The sequence below is a fragment of the Pseudomonas asiatica genome, from assembly GCF_040214835.1.
GTDB lineage: Bacteria > Pseudomonadota > Gammaproteobacteria > Pseudomonadales > Pseudomonadaceae > Aquipseudomonas > Aquipseudomonas putida_Z.
Genome location: NZ_CP157874.1, coordinates 421,153 through 438,305, shown reverse-complemented (window position 1 = coordinate 438,305; position 17,153 = coordinate 421,153). Strand labels below are relative to the sequence as shown.

At 64.5% G+C, this 17,153-nt stretch carries 14 protein-coding genes; 10 read left to right on the top strand and 4 right to left on the bottom strand.

Features of this window, described 5'->3' with window-relative positions; all coding sequences use genetic code 11:
- The first annotated feature begins 403 nt into the window (after positions 1-403).
- From ABNP31_RS01910 to ABNP31_RS01870, 9 genes are all read left to right on the top strand, one after another.
- Positions 404-2,086, top strand: a complete 1,683-nt coding sequence (locus ABNP31_RS01910) for a flavin monoamine oxidase family protein (RefSeq protein ID WP_013970572.1) — start codon at positions 404-406, stop codon at positions 2,084-2,086.
- A 14-nt stretch (positions 2,087-2,100) separates the two neighbouring features.
- Entirely contained in the window at positions 2,101-2,895 is a 795-nt protein-coding gene (locus ABNP31_RS01905; protein ID WP_085664087.1) for a carbon-nitrogen hydrolase family protein, read from the top strand.
- A 157-nt stretch (positions 2,896-3,052) separates the two neighbouring features.
- Entirely contained in the window at positions 3,053-5,353 is a 2,301-nt protein-coding gene (gene pqqF / locus ABNP31_RS01900) for a pyrroloquinoline quinone biosynthesis protein PqqF (protein WP_350012939.1), read from the top strand.
- Between the two features lie 158 nt (positions 5,354-5,511).
- Positions 5,512-5,583 (top strand): pyrroloquinoline quinone precursor peptide PqqA, encoded by a 72-nt coding sequence (pqqA, locus tag ABNP31_RS01895; RefSeq protein ID WP_003243383.1) that lies wholly within the window; start codon positions 5,512-5,514, stop codon positions 5,581-5,583.
- A gap of 78 nt (positions 5,584-5,661) precedes the next feature.
- Entirely contained in the window at positions 5,662-6,573 is a 912-nt protein-coding gene (gene pqqB, locus ABNP31_RS01890; RefSeq protein WP_024086143.1) for a pyrroloquinoline quinone biosynthesis protein PqqB, read from the top strand.
- 153 nt (positions 6,574-6,726) lie between these two features.
- Positions 6,727-7,482: a pyrroloquinoline-quinone synthase PqqC gene (gene pqqC / locus ABNP31_RS01885; RefSeq protein ID WP_003255592.1), complete on the top strand. Its 756-nt coding sequence runs from the start codon at positions 6,727-6,729 to the stop codon at positions 7,480-7,482.
- On the top strand, positions 7,479-7,754 hold the full coding sequence (pqqD, locus tag ABNP31_RS01880) for a pyrroloquinoline quinone biosynthesis peptide chaperone PqqD (protein WP_004375207.1): 276 nt from the start codon (positions 7,479-7,481) through the stop codon (positions 7,752-7,754). The genes pqqC and pqqD overlap by 4 nt, the downstream gene beginning before the upstream one ends.
- The gene (gene pqqE, locus ABNP31_RS01875; protein WP_025337440.1) at positions 7,726-8,886 is read left to right on the top strand and encodes a pyrroloquinoline quinone biosynthesis protein PqqE; all 1,161 of its coding nucleotides are present in this window, start codon (positions 7,726-7,728) and stop codon (positions 8,884-8,886) included. Before pqqD ends, pqqE begins: the two co-directional genes overlap by 29 nt.
- Positions 8,852-10,675 (top strand): S9 family peptidase, encoded by a 1,824-nt coding sequence (locus ABNP31_RS01870; RefSeq protein WP_085664089.1) that lies wholly within the window; start codon positions 8,852-8,854, stop codon positions 10,673-10,675. The genes pqqE and ABNP31_RS01870 overlap by 35 nt, the downstream gene beginning before the upstream one ends.
- Before the next feature lie 132 nt (positions 10,676-10,807).
- On the opposite strand, the gene ABNP31_RS01865 is transcribed toward ABNP31_RS01870, so the two are convergent.
- Together ABNP31_RS01865 and ABNP31_RS01860 are read right to left on the bottom strand one after the other, a co-directional pair.
- Positions 10,808-10,966: a YqaE/Pmp3 family membrane protein gene (locus ABNP31_RS01865; protein WP_009681539.1), complete on the bottom strand. Its 159-nt coding sequence runs from the start codon at positions 10,964-10,966 to the stop codon at positions 10,808-10,810.
- Positions 10,967-11,118: 152 nt separating this feature from the next.
- Positions 11,119-12,399: an aspartate aminotransferase family protein gene (locus tag ABNP31_RS01860; protein WP_350012938.1), complete on the bottom strand. Its 1,281-nt coding sequence runs from the start codon at positions 12,397-12,399 to the stop codon at positions 11,119-11,121.
- Between the two features lie 209 nt (positions 12,400-12,608).
- Between ABNP31_RS01860 and ABNP31_RS01855 the strand changes: the two genes are divergently transcribed.
- Positions 12,609-13,532 (top strand): LysR family transcriptional regulator, encoded by a 924-nt coding sequence (locus ABNP31_RS01855; protein ID WP_350012937.1) that lies wholly within the window; start codon positions 12,609-12,611, stop codon positions 13,530-13,532.
- Between the two features lie 356 nt (positions 13,533-13,888).
- On the opposite strand, the gene ABNP31_RS01850 is transcribed toward ABNP31_RS01855, so the two are convergent.
- Positions 13,889-15,667 carry an acyl-CoA dehydrogenase C-terminal domain-containing protein gene (locus ABNP31_RS01850; RefSeq protein ID WP_350012936.1) on the bottom strand — a complete coding sequence of 593 codons (1,779 nt, stop codon included), beginning with the start codon at positions 15,665-15,667 and terminating at the stop codon, positions 13,889-13,891.
- Positions 15,668-15,790: 123 nt separating this feature from the next.
- Positions 15,791-17,074, bottom strand: a complete 1,284-nt coding sequence (locus ABNP31_RS01845) for a GGDEF domain-containing protein (RefSeq protein WP_025337436.1) — start codon at positions 17,072-17,074, stop codon at positions 15,791-15,793.
- Positions 17,075-17,153 lie beyond the last annotated feature (79 nt).

The following is a 17,153-nucleotide window of genomic DNA, read 5'->3' as shown; positions in this document are numbered from 1 at the left end:
AGTGAAGTTAACGATGAAGCGATTCCCGCGATGCCAGACCGAGGCGGTAGAGGGCGTAGGGTAGTTCCCTATTTCATGGCATGGGTGTAGGCAATTTCTGATCGACCGCATGGCAAGGGCAACACAGCCCCCTGTGGGAGCGGGTTTACCCGCGAATGCGTCGGTAGATTCACTGCAGCATTCGCGGGTAAACCCGCTCCCACATAGACCGGTTCCACTCTTGGATTAGTCAATCGCCTGCTTCGTCGTAATGCTCCTAAATAGTTCTATTTCGACGACACAAGCTACATTCAGACAACAATCTGTACCTTAATAACGAACACCCCACTCCCTAAAATGGCCCCCAGGCATCTCCTATACTCAGGCTCCGCCCGTTGCGCAGCCTCTCTGGCAAGGTCACTTCATGAACAAGAAAAACCGCCACCCCGCCGATGGTAAAAAACCCGTCACCATCTTCGGCCCGGATTTCCCCTTCGCCTTCGACGACTGGCTGGAACACCCCGCAGGCCTGGGCAGCATCCCGGCCGAGCGCCATGGTGAGGAAGTGGCAATCGTGGGCGCCGGCATTGCCGGCCTGGTGGCGGCCTACGAGCTGATGAAGCTGGGCCTCAAGCCGGTGGTGTACGAAGCATCCAAGCTGGGTGGCCGGCTGCGCTCGCAAACCTTCAACGGCACCGACGGGATCATCGCCGAACTGGGTGGCATGCGCTTCCCGGTGTCGTCCACTGCCTTCTACCACTACGTGGACAAGCTGGGCCTGGAGACCAAACCGTTCCCCAACCCGCTGACCCCGGCCTCGGGCAGCACGGTGATCGACCTGGAAGGCCAGACCTACTACGCCGAAAAACCCACCGACCTGCCCAAGCTGTTCCACGAAGTGGCCGATGCCTGGGCCGACGCACTGGAAAGCGGTGCCCGGTTCGCCGACATCCAGCAGGCCATCCGCGACCGTGACGTACCGCGCCTGAAAGAGCTGTGGAACAAGCTGGTACCGCTGTGGGACGACCGCACCTTCTACGACTTCGTCGCCACCTCGCGCTCGTTCGCCCAGCTGAGCTTCCAGCACCGCGAAGTGTTCGGCCAGGTCGGCTTCGGCACCGGCGGCTGGGACTCGGACTTCCCCAACTCGATGCTGGAAATCTTCCGCGTGGTGATGACCAACTGCGACGACCACCAACACCTGGTGGTCGGCGGTGTGGAGCAGGTACCGCAAGGCATCTGGCGCCATGTACCGGAGCGCTGCGTGCATTGGCCGGAAGGCACCAGCCTGAGCGGGCTGCATGGCGGCGCACCGCGTACCGGGGTCAAGCGCATCGCCCGCGCTGCCGATGGCCGCCTGGCGGTCACCGACAACTGGGGCGACACCCGTCACTACAGTGCCGTGCTCGCCACCTGCCAGACCTGGCTGCTGACCACCCAGATCGACTGCGAGGAATCGCTGTTTTCGCAAAAGATGTGGATGGCCCTGGACCGCACCCGCTACATGCAGTCGTCGAAGACCTTCGTCATGGTCGACCGGCCGTTCTGGAAGGACAAGGACCCGGAAACCGGCCGCGACCTTATGAGCATGACCCTCACCGATCGCCTCACCCGTGGCACCTACTTGTTCGACAACGGTGACGACAAGCCGGGGGTGATCTGCCTGTCCTACTCGTGGATGAGCGACGCGCTGAAGATGCTGCCGCACCCGGTGGAAAAACGCGTGCAACTGGCTCTGGATGCACTGAAGAAGATTTACCCGAAGACCGACATTGCCGGGCACATCATCGGCGACCCGATCACCGTTTCCTGGGAAGCCGACCCGCACTTCCTCGGCGCCTTCAAGGGCGCGCTGCCTGGGCACTACCGCTACAACCAACGCATGTACGCGCACTTCATGCAGCAGGACATGCCTGCCGAGCAGCGCGGCATGTTCATCGCCGGTGACGATGTGTCGTGGACGCCGGCCTGGGTGGAAGGCGCGGTACAGACATCGCTGAATGCGGTGTGGGGTATCATGAATCACTTCGGTGGCCGCACCCACCCGGACAACCCCGGCCCAGGCGACGTGTTCGACGAAATCGGCCCGATCGCCCTGCCGGACTGAGACAAGGAGGCAGCATGCGCATCGCTCTGTTCCAGGGCGCCCCCAAGCCACTGGACGTACCCGGCAACCTGCAAAGGTTGCGCCACCAGGCGCAACTGGCGGCCGAACGCGGCGCCCGGTTGCTGGTGTGCCCGGAGATGTTCCTGACCGGCTACAACATCGGCCTGGCCCAGGTCGAGCGCCTGGCCGAGGCCGTCGATGGCCCGGCGGCCATGGCGGTGGTGGAGATCGCCCAGGCGCACCGCATCGCCATCGTCTATGGCTACCCGGAGCGTGGCGATGATGGCGCGATCTACAACAGCGTGCAGTTGATCGATGCGCACGGCCGCAGCCTGAGCAACTATCGCAAGACCCACCTGTTCGGCGAGCTGGACCGCTCGATGTTCAGCGCAGGTTCCGATCAATTCCCGGTGGTGGAGCTGGATGGCTGGAAGGTCGGCCTGCTGATCTGCTACGACATCGAGTTCCCGGAGAATGCCCGGCGCCTGGCGCTGGACGGTGCCGAGCTGATCCTGGTGCCGACGGCGAACATGTCGCCGTACGACTTCATCTGCCAGGTGACCGTGAGGGCGCGGGCGCAGGAGAACCAGTGCTACCTGGTGTATGCCAACTATTGCGGCTCGGAAGGCGAGATCCAGTATTGCGGGCAGAGCAGCATCATCGGCCCGGATGGCAGCCTGCTGGCCATGGCCGGGCGGGATGAGTGCCAGTTGCTGGCGGAACTGGAGCATGAGCGGGTGGTGCAGGGGCGGGCGGCGTTTCCTTACCTGAGCGATCTGCGCCAGGAGCTGTACCTGCGTAAAGGCTGACAGGGGCCGCTGTGCGGCCCATTCGCGGGTAAACCCGCTCCCACAGGGTAAATCACAGGCCTGAAAGCTGTGCAGTGCCTGTGGGAGCGGGTTTACCCGCGAAGAGGCCGGCCCTGCAAACAAATGGGTTAGCATGAACACCTGCCCCGGAGTTTCCATGCCTGACGCCACCCGCCACCTCACCCTCGCCAACGGCCTGCAGCTGACCCTGCGCCACGCCCCGCGCCTGAAGCGCTCGGCCGCCGCCCTGCGGGTGCACGCGGGTAGCCACGACGCGCCGACCAGATGGCCCGGCCTGGCCCACTTTCTGGAGCACCTGTTCTTCCTCGGCACCTCGCGCTTCCCTCTGGACGACGGCCTGATGCGCTACGTGCAGGCCCTCGGCGGCCAGGTCAATGCCAGCACTCGCGAACGCACCACCGACTTCTTCTTCGAGGTCCCGCCCAGCGCCCTGGCCGGGGGGCTGGAGCGCCTGTGCCAGATGTTGGCCGAGCCAGACCTGGGCATCGAGCGCCAACGCCGCGAACGCGAAGTAATCCATGCCGAGTTCATTGCCTGGTCGCGCAACCCTCAGGCGCAGCAGCAGTTCGCCTTGCTGCAATCGGCAGCGCCCGGCCATCCATTGGGCGCTTTTCATGCCGGTAACCGGCACACCCTGGCCTTGCAGGATCCTGCCTTCCAGCAAGCGCTCGGTGGCTTTCACCAGCGCTTCTACCAAGGCGGCCAGGTCACCCTGAGCCTGTGCGGCCCGCAATCGCTGGATGAACTGGAATTGCTGGGCCGGCAGCACGCCAAGCTGTTCGCAACGGGTGAACGGGTGCCACAAGCTCTGCCACCGCCTTTATCGACGACCGACACGCACCTGTTGTTCAGCCACGAAAACCTGCCGGCAGGTGCCGACCAGGCCCTTGAGTTGCTGATCGCCTGCCTCGGCGATAGCCGCCCGGGCACCTGGCTGCATGCGCTTCGCCAGCGTGGCTGGCTGCAAGGCTTCAAGGCCGAGGCGCTGTATGCCTTTGCCGGGCAGTTGCTGTGGCACATTGACCTGAAGCTGAGCGAGGACGCCTGCCCAGAGGAAGTCGATGCCCTGTTGCAGGGCTGGTTCGGCTTCATCCGCCAGGCCGCCCCTGAGCAATTGAGTGCCGAGTTCGAGCTGCTGCAGCAAAGTCGCGAACGCAGTGCCAGTGCGCTTGAGCTGGCCCGCCGGGACAGCGCCGGCCAGCCGTTCGCCGGCCTGGACACACAAGGCTTGCAGGCCCTTCGTGCCCTGCTGGAAGGCCTGCCGGGCCGCGCACATGGGCATTGGCAACCGCCCGCCGTCGACCCCTTGCTCCTGGCCGACTTGCCTGATGCCAGTCCGCACCCGCTGCCAGCGGCACTGAAAGTGAGCGACCAGCTGCCTGGCGCCCGTCAGTACGCGGCGCTGTACCTGCGCTGGCATGTCCCGTCCCCCTTGCGCCAGCGCCTGCATGCGCTGCTCGAACGCGCCTTGCACCCCCTGCAGGAGCGCTGCGAGCGCGTATCGGTGCAGTTGCAGTTCAGTACCGCTGGCGAATATTGGCAACTGCGCTGCGCCGGGCTGCCGGCAGCGGTATTGCGCACTGTGGAGCAGGCCTTGGCACTGATGCTCAAGCCCCCGGCAGGAAGCTGGCTGCCGAGTTCGACGCAGCCTCCGGCACTGATCCCCATCCGGGCCCTACTCAAGCAGCTGCCCGACGCAGTGCTGGGCGCCGCGCCTGCACCTGCTCCGGCCTGCACCCTGGCACAGACGCATCTCGACAGCCTGTGGCAGCAAGCACGCTGGCACGGCCTGGCTGCCGGCTTCGACGATGCCGCCCTGAACGCATTGGGCACCGTGCTGCAGCACTGCCCTGGCCAAGGCTCGGCGCCTGGCCCTCTGCCCGCCTGGGCCAACCACCGTTGGCAACATGCCGAAGTACCTGGCAGTGAGCATGCCCTGCTGCTGTTCTGCCCACTGCCGGCGGCCATGGAAGCCGCTGGCCGCCTGCTCGCCCAATTGCTGCAAGGGCCGGTTTACCAACGGCTGCGGGTAGAATTGCAACTCGGCTATGCGGTATTCAGTACCTTTCGTCAGGTCGAGGGGGTCGGCGGCCTGCTGTTCGGGGTCCAGTCGCCTCATGCCAGCCAGGTACAGATCCTCGACCACCTGCTCACCTTGCTGCGCCAGGGCGTCACCCTGGCCCCTGCCGCTGGTCAGGCCCTGGCCGGGCAATTCGATGAACCGGCGATGGGCAACGCCGAAGTCGCCGAATGGGCGTGGCAGACATTCCTGGCCACACAACCCGGCAAGCTGGATGCGCTGCGCAGGTCTATCCTGAAAACGCGGCAGACGGATCTGGACCATCTGCTGAGCCACTTGCTCGATACAGGCTCCACTTGGCTATGCCTTGCCAACGCTGCCGCACCAGATGCTTCCTGGCTGGGTACAACCCCATGATTGTTACGAAAACCGCAACGGAGTTTTCGAATAATTAACCTTTCGGTACAAATTTTTCTTGTAAGATAGCGCAATCCCAACCATGGGAACCTCCAGCCAATGGCGGTACCCAAGTAGTAGCTGACAAACCCACCCCCTCATCCGGAAGGAGTAATTCCATGTGGACCAAACCTGCATACACTGATCTGCGCATCGGCTTCGAAGTCACCATGTACTTCGCCAACCGCTAAGCCCGGCTTACGGTTCAACGCCTCGGCCTGCCGGGGCGTTTTCGTTTTTTCGCTACGGTTTCTGCAGAGAGAGTGGCCATGTACATCCAGGTTCTCGGTTCCGCCGCCGGCGGCGGGTTCCCACAGTGGAACTGCAACTGCGTCAACTGCAAGGGCTTGCGTGACGGCACCCTGCGTGCCACGCCACGCACCCAGTCGTCCATCGCCCTGTCCGACGACGGCGTGCACTGGGTGCTGTGCAATGCCTCGCCCGACATTCGCGCCCAGCTCCAGGCCTTTGCGCCGATGCAGCCGGCCCGCGCCCTGCGCGACACCGGCATCAACGCCATCATCCTGCTGGACAGCCAGATCGACCACACCACCGGCCTGCTCAGCCTGCGCGAAGGCTGCCCGCACCAGGTGTGGTGCACCGACATGGTCCACCAGGACCTGACCACCGGCTTCCCGCTGTTCAACATGCTCAGCCACTGGAACGGCGGCCTGCAGTGGAACCGCATCGAGCTGGAAGGCAGCTTCGTCATCGACGCCTGCCCCAACCTGCGCTTCACCCCGTTCCCCCTGCGCAGCGCCGCGCCGCCCTACTCGCCGCACCGCTTCGACCCGCACCCGGGAGACAACCTTGGCCTGCTGGTAGAGGACACCCGCACCGGCGGCAAGCTGTTCTACGCCCCGGGCCTGGGCCAGGTGGACGACAAGCTGCTGACGATGATGCACGGCGCCGACTGCCTGCTGGTCGACGGCACCCTGTGGGAAGATGATGAAATGCAGCGCCGTGGCGTGGGCACCCGCACCGGCCGCGAAATGGGCCACCTGGCGCAGAACGGCCCCGGCGGCATGCTGGAGGTGCTGGATGGCTTCCCGCGCCAGCGCAAGGTACTTATCCACATCAACAACACCAACCCGATTCTCGACGAAGACTCGCCCGAGCGTGCCGAAGTGCTGCGCCGGGGTGTGGAAGTGGCCTTTGATGGCATGAGTATCGAGTTGTAACAGCCAGATTGCACAAGCAACACAGGCCCTGTGGGAGCGGGTTCACCCGCGAAGAATCCCACACAGTGTATGGCACCGGCTTCGCCGGTGTTCGCGGGTAAACCCGCTCCCACAGGGATCGCGCCGAGACTCAGCTATACAGGAGCCAGCCGAATGAGCGACGCACTGCCAATGTCCCCTGCCGAATTCGAGCAGGCCCTGCGCGCCAAGGGCGCCTACTATCACATTCATCACCCGTACCACGTGGCGATGTATCAGGGTCGCGCCACCCGCGAACAGATCCAGGGCTGGGTGGCCAACCGCTTCTACTACCAGGTCAACATCCCGATGAAGGATGCCGCGATCCTGGCCAACTGCCCGGACCGCGAAGTACGCCGCGAGTGGATCCAGCGCCTGCTCGACCACGATGGCGCGCCCGGCGAGGACGGTGGTATCGAAGCCTGGCTGCGCCTGGGCCAGGCCGTGGGCCTGGACCCGGACCAGCTGCGCTCCCAGGAGCTGGTACTGCCCGGTGTACGCTTTGCCGTGGACGCCTACGTCAACTTCGCCCGCCGGGCCAGTTGGCAGGAAGCGGCCAGCAGCTCGCTGACCGAGCTGTTCGCCCCGCAGATCCACCAGTCGCGCCTGGACAGCTGGCCGCAGCACTACCCGTGGATCGACCCGGCCGGCTACGAATACTTCCGCACCCGCCTGGGCCAGGCCCGGCGTGACGTGGAGCACGGCCTGGCGATTACCTTGCAGCACTACACCACCCGCGCGGGCCAGGAGCGTATGCTGGAGATACTGCAGTTCAAGCTGGATATTCTCTGGAGCATGCTCGACGCCATGAGCATGGCCTACGAGCTGAACCGCCCGCCCTATCACTCCGTCACCCAGGAACGGGTGTGGCACAAAGGGATCACCCTATGAGTTTCGACCGTAATCAAGTGCCAGCCTGGCGCCCCGGCTACCGCTTCCAGTACGAGCCGGCGCAAAAGGGCCATGTGCTGCTGTACCCCGAGGGCATGATCAAGCTCAACGACAGCGCGGCCCTGATCGGTGGCCTGATCGACGGCCAACGCGACGTTGCCGCGATCATCAGCGAACTCGAACAACAGTTCCCCGGTGTCCCGGAAGTGGCCGATGACATCGAGCAGTTCATGGAGGTGGCCCGTGCCGAACACTGGATCGTCCTCGCCTGAGTTACCGCCCACGCCCGCAGTCGGCCTGCCGCTGTGGCTGCTGGCCGAGCTGACCTACCGCTGCCCGCTGCAATGCCCGTACTGCTCCAACCCGCTGGACTTCGCCGCCCAGGGCCAGGAGCTGAGCACCGCGCAGTGGTTCAAGGTGATGGCCGAAGCCCGGGAAATGGGTGCCGCGCAAATCGGCTTTTCCGGCGGAGAACCGCTGGTACGCCAGGACCTCGCCGAACTGATCGGCGAGGCCCGCCGGCTGGGCTACTACACCAACCTGATCACCTCGGGCATCGGCCTGACCGAGGCGCGCATCGCCGACTTCAAGAAGGCCGGCCTGGACCATATCCAGATCAGCTTCCAGGCCAGCGACGAGCAGGTCAACAACCTGCTGGCCGGCTCGAAGAAGGCCTTTGCGCAAAAGCTGGAAATGGCCCGTGCGGTGAAGGCCCATGGCTACCCGATGGTGCTCAACTTCGTCACCCACCGGCACAACATCGACAAGATCGACCGCATCATCGAGCTGTGCATCGCACTGGAAGCCGACTTCGTCGAGCTTGCCACCTGCCAGTTCTACGGCTGGGCCCACCTCAACCGGCTGGGCCTGCTGCCGACCCGCGCGCAGCTGGAACGGGCCGAACGCATCACCAACGAGTACCGGGACAAGCTCAAGGCCGAGGGCAACCCGTGCAAGCTGATCTTCGTCACCCCGGACTACTACGAGGAGCGCCCCAAGGCCTGCATGAATGGCTGGGGCAGCCTGTTCCTCACCATCACTCCGGACGGCACCGCCCTGCCCTGCCATGGCGCGCGCCAGTTGCCGGTGCAGTTCCCCAACGTGCGCGACCACGACCTGCACCACATCTGGTACGACTCGTTCGGCTTCAACCGCTTCCGCGGCTATGAGTGGATGCCCGAACCCTGCCGTTCCTGCGACGAGAAGGAAAAGGACTTCGGCGGCTGCCGCTGCCAGGCCTTCATGCTCACCGGCGATGCCAGCAACGCCGACCCGGTGTGCGCCAAGTCGGCCGACCACGGCATCATCCTCAAGGCCCGCGAGGAGGCGGAAAGCGCCCAGCTCACCATTGAAGAGATGACCTTCCGCAATGAACGAAACTCCCGTGTCATCGTCCGCGGCTGAGTTCAGCGCGGCCCAGGCAGTTGCTGCCGGCACTGACTTCGCCGAACTCAAGGTCAGCGCCGCGGGGCTGTTCTGGAACGAGTTTCGCCCGGCCGATGGTGCCTGTCGCATCTGGCACTGGCAGCACCAGCAGGCCCGCTGCCTGACCCCCGATGGCTTCAGCGTGCGTAGCCGGGTGTACGAATACGGCGGTGGCAGTTTTTGCCTGGGTGGTGACGGGCTACTGTTCGTCAACGAAAAGGACCAGCAGGTCTATACCCAGGCCCTGGAAGGCGCGGTACCGCGTGCCCTGACCGATGATGCCAGCTGCCGCTATGGCGATGTGCAGTGGCACGACGGCCTGGTGCTGGCGGTCGAGGAGCAGCATGGCGAACGGGTCGAGCATCGCCTGGTCACCCTGGGGGAACAAGCCCGCGAAGTACTCGCCGAGGGTGCCGACTTCTATGCCTCGCCTACGGTGAGTACCGACGGCCAGCGCCTGGCGTGGGTCGAATGGGACCGCCCGGCACAACCCTGGACCGTCACCAGGCTGATGTGCCGCACACGTGATGCAAGTGGCCGCTGGGGGCCCGCGCAATGTGTGGCCGGCGCTGACGAATCGCTGCAGCAGCCGCGCTTCGATAGCGAAGGCCGACTCTACTGCCTGTCTGACCGCAATGGCTTCTGGCAACCCTGGGGCGAGGTCGATGGCTGCTGGCAGGCCCTGCCTGCCGAGCCCGCGGACCACGCTGCGGCACCCTGGCAACTGGGCGCCAGTACCTGGTTGGCGCTGGGGCCACAAAGCTATCTGGCCAGCTGGTTCGAAGACGGCTTCGGGCAACTGGGGCTGCGTACTGCCGATGGCCGCCTGGAGCGTTTCGCCAGCGCCTACACGCGTTTTCGCAGCCTGGCCATGGATGCCGAACACCTGTACGCGATTGCCGCCTCGCCGATCAGCCCGCCGGCGGTCATCGCCATCGCCCGCAGCAACCACGAGGTCAGCGTATTGGCTGGTGGCGCCGAAATACTGCCGGCAAGGCATATCAGCCTGCCACAGTCGATCCACTACGGCAGTGACGGCCACCGCGCCCATGGCTTCTTCTACCCGGCAGCCCGCTCGCAAGGGGCCGCGCCGCTGGTGGTGTTCATCCACGGCGGGCCGACTTCGGCCTGTTATCCCGTGCTCGACCCGCGCATCCAGTACTGGACCCAACGCGGCTTCGCCGTCGCCGACCTGAACTACCGGGGCAGCACCGGCTATGGCCGTGAATACCGCCAGGCCTTGCATCTGCGCTGGGGCGAAAGCGATGTGGCCGATGCTTGCGCGGCGGTGGAATACCTGGCCGGACGTGGGCTGGTCGACAGCCGCAAGGCGTTCATCCGCGGCGGTAGCGCGGGCGGCTACACCACACTGTGCGCCCTGGCGTTCCATGATGTGTTCCGCGCTGGCGCCAGCCTGTACGGGGTCAGCGACCCGGTTGCCCTGGGCCGGGCCACCCACAAGTTCGAAGGGGACTACCTGGACTGGCTGATCGGCGATCCGCTGCAGGATGCCGAGCGCTATCGCCAGCGTACGCCGCTGCTGCATGCGGGGCAGATCAAGGTACCGGTGATTTTCTTCCAGGGTGAGCTGGATGCGGTGGTGGTGCCGGAGCAGACGCGGTCGATGCTGGCGGCGTTGCAGGCTAACGGGATAGAGGCCGAAGGGCATTTCTATGCGGGGGAGCGTCATGGGTTCCGCAAGGCGGAGAACCTGGCGCATGCCTTGGAAGAAGAGTGGAAGTTCTATTGCCGGGTGTTGGAGGGCTGAGATTCTGGGGCCGCTTTGCGGCCCATCGCGACACAAGGCCGCTCCTACAGGGATCGCACAAGCCCGAATGTGGCGCTGTACCTGTAGGAGCGGCCTTGTGTCGCGATGGGCTGCAAAGCAGCCCCAAAAATCTCAGCGCTTGGCGATGATATACACCGCATGCACGATCCCCGGAATATACCCCAGCAAGGTCAGCAAGATATTCAGCCAGAACGCCCCGCCAAACCCCACCTGCAGGAACACGCCCAGCGGTGGCAGGATGATGGCGATGATGATGCGTATAAAGTCCATGCGAGTTTCTCCTGAAGGGGTTACATCAGAGACTAGCCGCCCGCCACAGAGGTTCAACAGGCAAAAAAAACGCCCCGGGCCGAATGAAACAGGCCAAGGGCGATGCGCAGGAACGCCAGACGGTTCGTAGAATTCTCGATGTCACCAGGCCGCTAGGCTGGCATTTCGCGGCGGGCCTGCTGCTGGGCGTGCAGGCGGGCGAAGGCACGGGCCAGGCGCAGCAGCATTTCGTCGATGTTGCCCTTGCTCACGGTCAGCGCTGGCGAAAAACGCACCACATCCGCCTGCGGTGCGTTGAGCAGCAGGCCTTCGTGCAGGGTAGCCGCCACCAGCTCGCGGGCTAGGTTTTCTTTCATCTGCAGGGCCCACAGCAGGCCTTGCCCGCGCACTTCGCCCTGGCCATAACGCCCGGCCAGCCGGCTCAGGCCTTCACGCAGGTGGCGGCCGTTGTCCTGTACCTGAACGAAGAAGCCAGGCTCCAGCACGGTATCCAGCACGGCCAGGCCGGCGGCGCACATCAGCGCGTTGCCATGGTGGCTGCCTTCCAGTTCGCCAGGCTCGGCGCAGCACGCCGTGCCCCGGGCCAGCAAGGCCGCCAGCGGCACGCCACCGCCCAGACCCTTGCCCAGGGTGATGATGTCGGCGCGCACGCCGTAGGTTTCCTCGGCCAGCAGCGCGCCACAGCGGCCGATGCCGGTCTGCACCTCGTCGAGGATCAGCAGGATGCCCAGTTCGCGGCACAGCGTTTCCACACCCTTGAGGTATTCCTGCGTGGCCGGGATGACACCTGCCTCGCCCTGGATCGGCTCGAGCATGATCGCCACGGTGCGCGAGTCCACCTCGGCGTGCAGCGCCGCCAAGTCGTTGAACGGCACCTTGCTGAAGCCCGGCAGGCCCGGCTCGCAGCGGTTGCATGGCAGCGGGTCGGACGCCGACAACGCGCCCAGGCTGCGGCCATGGCAGGCCTGGCTGGCGGTAATGATGTGATAGGCGCCGTTGCGGTGCAGTTGGCCCCACTTGCGCGCCAGCTTGATCGCACCTTCGCAGGCTTCGGCACCGCTGTTGAGCAGGTAGGCCTGGTCGCTGCCGGTGCTCTGGCACAGGCGGTTGACCAGCCCCAGCAGGCCACGGCTGTGGAAGCCCGAGCCCGGGTTGATCAGCGCCTGGGCCTGGTTGCCCAGCGCCTTCACCAGCACACTGGGGCTGTGGCCCAGGCTGTTGACTGCACCACCCTGGGTGAAGTCCAGGTAGGCATGCCCTTCGTTGTCCCACAACCAGGAGCCCTGGCCACGCACGAACACCTGCGCTGCGCGTTCGGTGCTGGGCATCAGGCGCTCACGCGACAGCTGCGGCGCTTCCGGCACGATCACCGGCGCACGCTTGGGCTCGGCGACGGCGGCAGGGGCCGGGCGGCGCAGGTTGAACAGGTTCATCAGGGCTCCAACCAATCACGACAGGGGCGGCCACGGTGCGGTCTGGGTGCCGGCACTCGATATTTTGCCTTGCCTATCAAAAGGGTTTTTCATCCGGGGTAACAATCGATCGATTCATCGCTGTAACCCGTTGGAATACAGCGATAGACTAGGCCTCGCGAGGGTTTTCGACCATTTCGTTTTTCCAGCATTTTCGATAAGTATCACTTATGGATTTCCGCCAACTGCGTTATTTCGTCGCGGTGTATGAAGAAGGCCACGTGGGCCGCGCCGCCGAACGCCTGTCGCTGTCCCAGCCAGCGCTTTCCCAGCAGATCCGCCAGCTGGAGCACAGCCTCGACCTGAGCCTGTTCGAACGCAGCAACAAGCGGCTGCTGCCGACTCTGGCCGCCCACACCCTGTACAACCACGCCCTGCCGCTGCTCGACGGGCTGCAGCGAGCCCACGAGGCCATGCGCAACTTCAAGGGCCAGTCGCTGCGTACTTTGGCCATCGGCGTGCTGCAGACCGTGCGACCGAGCCTGGTGCCGCAGCTGCTCGATCGCCTGCGCAGGGCACAGCCGCACCTTGTGGTGCAGATCTACGAATTGTCGGGGCTGGAGATCGAACGGCGCTTGCTCAATGGCAGCCTGGACATCGGTATCAGCTACCTGCCGCCACGCCAGCCGGGGCTGCATGGTCTGCTGCTGTACGAAGATGAGCTGCAACTCGTCATCCCCGCTACCCACCCGCTGAAGGACTTCAAGAAGGTGTCCATCCGCCAGGCCGCCGAGCTGCCCATGCTGATGCTGGGCGAGGAGTTCCAGATCCGCCAGATCTGGCAGGCGCAGCTGGCCAGCCAGGGGCGTCGGCCGCAGGTGCAGGCAGAGATGAACAACATGGCGGGGATTCTCGACAGCCTGGCCCATACCGCGCTGGCCACCATCCTGCCGGGGCGGGCCAAGGAGGCCGCCGAGGATGACCAGGGGCTGCTGTGGAAGCCGTTGAGCGAGCCGCGGGTACCGCTGAAGGTTGGCTTGGTGTTCCGCGATGCCCAGCGCCAGCAGGCCTCTGTGGAGCTGCTGCGCACGCTGCTGGAGGAAGAGACGGACGCCCGCCTGTTGGGCGCATCACCGCTGGATGTGCTGGGCTGAAAAACACGCGCACAAAGAAAACCCCGCCGAAGCGGGGTTTTCCAGACTGTTTCCCTGTGACATCCGTATCGCCCCGCCATCCTGGCAGGTGGTCCTTCGTCGTCATCCTTGATCTGTCCTTTGCGCTTCCTGCGCAACGTCCATGTGGTAAAGAATAGCCGTGGATCCAATCTGAGAACAGTGGTGAAAAGTCACCACGTTGTGTAGGAAAAAGCTTACACGACAGGGGCCGCTTGGCGGCCCATCGCGACACAAGGCCGCTCCTACAGGGGAACGCATAGCCATTCGAGCTTGCGCGGTACCTGTAGGAGCGGCCTTGTGTCGCGATGGGCTGCAAAGCAGCCCCCCAAAATCCCTCAGAACTGCTCGGCATCCAGCAGGTACAACGACTCACTCCCCGCCTTCACCGAAGCCACCAGCGAATCCACCCGCGGCAGCAACCGCGCAAAGTAGAACCGCGCCGTACCCAGCTTGCCCGAATAGAACGCTGCATCCCCCTCACCCGCCTTCGCCGCCCGCGCCATCAATGCCCACATGTAGGCATAGGCGACATAACCAAAGGCATGCAGGTACTCGACAGAAGCCGCGCCAATCTCGTTCGGGTTGCCCTTGGCCTGTTCCAGCACCCACTCGGTCAGCCCGTCGAGTTGATCGAGACCGGCAGCCAACGGCTTGGCAAATTCATCCAGCTCGCTACCCGCGCTGGCAATGAACTGGCGAATCTCGTCGGAGAACAGCCGGTAGTACGCCCCACCACTGGCCACCACCTTGCGCCCCATCAGGTCGAGGGCCTGGATGCCGTTGGTGCCTTCGTAGATCTGCGTGATACGCACATCGCGCACCAGTTGCTCCTGCCCCCATTCGCGAATGTAGCCATGCCCGCCGAACACCTGCTGGCCGTGCACCGCGCACTCCAGGCCCAGGTCGGTGAGGAAGGCCTTGGCCACCGGCGTCAGCAGTGCCACCAGCTCTTCGCTGCGCTTGCGCACGGCGGGGTCTTCGCTGTACTTGGCACTGTCCAGCTGCATGGCCACGTAGCTGGAGAAGGCACGGCCACCCTCGATCAGCGCCTTCATGGTCAGCAGCATGCGGCGCACGTCCGGGTGGACAATGATCGGGTCAGCGGCCTTGTCCTTGGCTTGTGGCCCGGTCGGGGCGCGGCTTTGCAGGCGGTCGCGGGCGTACTCCACGGCATTCTGGTAGGAGCGCTCGGCCGAAGCCAGGCCCTGGATACCAACACCCAGGCGCTCGTAGTTCATCATGGTGAACATGGCCGCCAGGCCCTTGTTCGGCTCACCGACGATATAGCCGACCGCTTCGTCGAAGTTCATCACGCAAGTGGCCGAGGCCTGGATGCCCATCTTGTGCTCGATCGAGCCACAGGTGGCCGGGTTGCGCGCCCCCAGGCTGCCGTCTTCATTGACCAGGAACTTCGGCACCAGGAACAGCGAAATGCCTTTCGGCCCCGCCGGTGCGTCCGGCAGCTTGGCCAGTACCAGGTGGATGATGTTCTCGGTCAGGTCGTGCTCGCCGCCGGTGATGAAGATCTTGGTGCCGCTGACCTTGTAGCTGCCGTCGGCCTGGGGCTCGGCCTTGGTGCGGATGATGCCCAGGTCGGTACCGGCATGCGGCTCGGTCAGGCACATGGAACCGGCCCACACGCCGGCGTACATGTTCGGCAGGTACTTTTCCTTCAGCGCTTCACTGGCGTGGGCATTGATCGACAGGCAGGCGCCGGCAGTCAGCATCGGGTACAGGCCGAAGGACAGGCTGGAGGCGTTGACCATTTCCTCGACCTGGGCCGAGATGACCTTGGGCATGCCCATGCCGCCGAACAGCGGGTCGCCGCCCACGCCCACCCAACCGCCTTCGGCGTAGGTGTTGTAGGCCTCGATGAAACCGGCTGGGGTACTTACCGCGCCGTTTTCCCAGTGACAGCCCTCTTCGTCGGCGGCACGGCTGAGCGGTGCGATGGACTTGGCAGTGACCTTGCCGGCTTCTTCCAGCACCGCCATGGCCGTGTCGGCATCGACAACCTCGGCCAGCCCGGGCAACTGCGCCCACTGCTCGGCCACGTTGAAGACTTCATTCAGTACGAAGCGCATGTCGCGCAGGGGCGCTTTATATTCAGCCATGACAACCTCTCGCTAGTCGGTTCGGGGCGGTCTCGGGGAACCGCGACACTGGGTTGCAGGCAGTGTAACCGAACAACTTTTACGAGACATAGGGTCATCACTAGACCGTACAGTCTATTTCGGTCACGCCGTGCGTACTGCCCCTCGCTGCGATTGTTGCCCATGCACCATGACACAATTGCGCCCCGCGCCCTTGGCGCTGTACAGCGCCTGGTCGGCGGATTTCAGCACGGCTTCGGGGTTACGATGATCGGCCTGGCGCTCGGCCACGCCGATGCTGATGGTGACCGACACCGTGCCGCCACTGCTGCCCGCCCGCCGTTGGCGCCCGGTGGTATCGTCCTGCGGGCGGTTGTGCTGGTCGCGCAGGTGCATCACGTAATTGGCGATCACTTCGCGCACGGCCTCCACGTGCGGCACGCATTCCTCCGCGGTCTTGCCAGCAAACACCAGGGCGAATTCCTCGCCGCCATAGCGGTAGGCGCGGCCACCCCCGGTGACCTTGGACAGGCGGCTGGCAACCAGGCGCAGCACCTGGTCGCCGACGTCGTGGCCGTGGGTGTCGTTGAATTTCTTGAAGTGGTCGACATCGGTCATGGCGATCACATAGTTGCGCCCCAGGCGCTGCATGCGCTCGTTCAGCGCACGGCGCCCCGGCAGGCCGGTCAGCTCGTCGCGGAAGGCCATCTGGTAGGCCTCGTGCGCCACCGCTGCGGCGATCATCAGCATCACCTGGCTGCACATGATGTTCAGGGTGAACGGCAGGATGAAGGTTTGCGGCAGCATCCAGAAGATGCCCAGCAGGCCCATCACCTGCGCAGCGTGCAGCGGCCGTGGCGCACGCAGGTATTGCACCACCAGCAGGATGAATACGCCGAGGAACAGCGGGTAGACCATCTGGATCAGGCTCATCCACTGGCCATGCAAGGTTGGCCAGCGGATTTCCGCCAACCAGGTCAGCAGCGCTTCGGGGTAGCTTTGCTCCAGGGCCACTGCCACGCTGCCCACGGCAAACAGCACGGCGCCACGGGCGACCAGGTCCTGCAGCAGGTGGGTGCGCTCCTGCCAGGCACCATACAGCCCGAACAGGGTGGGCAGCAGCAGGCACACCAGGTGGAAGATCACCGCCGCGTCCTCGCGCACGCGGCCATGGTCACGGTAGAAGTCGGTCTGGGTGTCGAGCAGGTAGTAGGCGATGTACACCGTGAGCATCAGGAACAGCTCGCGCTGGCGACGGTACACCGCACAGTAGGCTCCGCCCAGCAGCAGGACCAAGGTGGGCAGGACGTTGAACAGCGATGTGAAAAAGACACTGAGGTCTCTCACATAGGCCGCGGCGAGGCCTGCCAGCAAAAGAATCAGCGAAGGCAGGAAGTGGCTCGCGCGAACAGCGTTAAAACGAAACAAGGGTAATCTCCAACCCGGCAGATCAATGGTGGCATTGTGCCCTTACTTCATCGGCAGTGCACATGAACAGTTGAATTTC

What these genes read in the sequence shown, in the direction of transcription:
- ABNP31_RS01905 (WP_085664087.1), top strand. Translation starts at nt 2,101, where the DNA reads ATGCGCATCGCTCTGTTCCAGGGCGCCCCCAAGCCACTGGACGTACCC.
- pqqD (WP_004375207.1), top strand. Translation starts at nt 7,479, where the DNA reads ATGAGTTTCGACCGTAATCAAGTGCCAGCCTGGCGCCCCGGCTACCGC.
- pqqB (WP_024086143.1), top strand. Translation starts at nt 5,662, where the DNA reads ATGTACATCCAGGTTCTCGGTTCCGCCGCCGGCGGCGGGTTCCCACAG.
- ABNP31_RS01860 (WP_350012938.1), bottom strand. Translation starts at nt 12,399, where the DNA reads ATGAACCTGTTCAACCTGCGCCGCCCGGCCCCTGCCGCCGTCGCCGAG.
- pqqF (WP_350012939.1), top strand. Translation starts at nt 3,053, where the DNA reads ATGCCTGACGCCACCCGCCACCTCACCCTCGCCAACGGCCTGCAGCTG.
- ABNP31_RS01855 (WP_350012937.1), top strand. Translation starts at nt 12,609, where the DNA reads ATGGATTTCCGCCAACTGCGTTATTTCGTCGCGGTGTATGAAGAAGGC.
- ABNP31_RS01850 (WP_350012936.1), bottom strand. Translation starts at nt 15,667, where the DNA reads ATGGCTGAATATAAAGCGCCCCTGCGCGACATGCGCTTCGTACTGAAT.
- ABNP31_RS01865 (WP_009681539.1), bottom strand. Translation starts at nt 10,966, where the DNA reads ATGGACTTTATACGCATCATCATCGCCATCATCCTGCCACCGCTGGGC.
- ABNP31_RS01910 (WP_013970572.1), top strand. Translation starts at nt 404, where the DNA reads ATGAACAAGAAAAACCGCCACCCCGCCGATGGTAAAAAACCCGTCACC.
- pqqC (WP_003255592.1), top strand. Translation starts at nt 6,727, where the DNA reads ATGAGCGACGCACTGCCAATGTCCCCTGCCGAATTCGAGCAGGCCCTG.
- ABNP31_RS01870 (WP_085664089.1), top strand. Translation starts at nt 8,852, where the DNA reads ATGAACGAAACTCCCGTGTCATCGTCCGCGGCTGAGTTCAGCGCGGCC.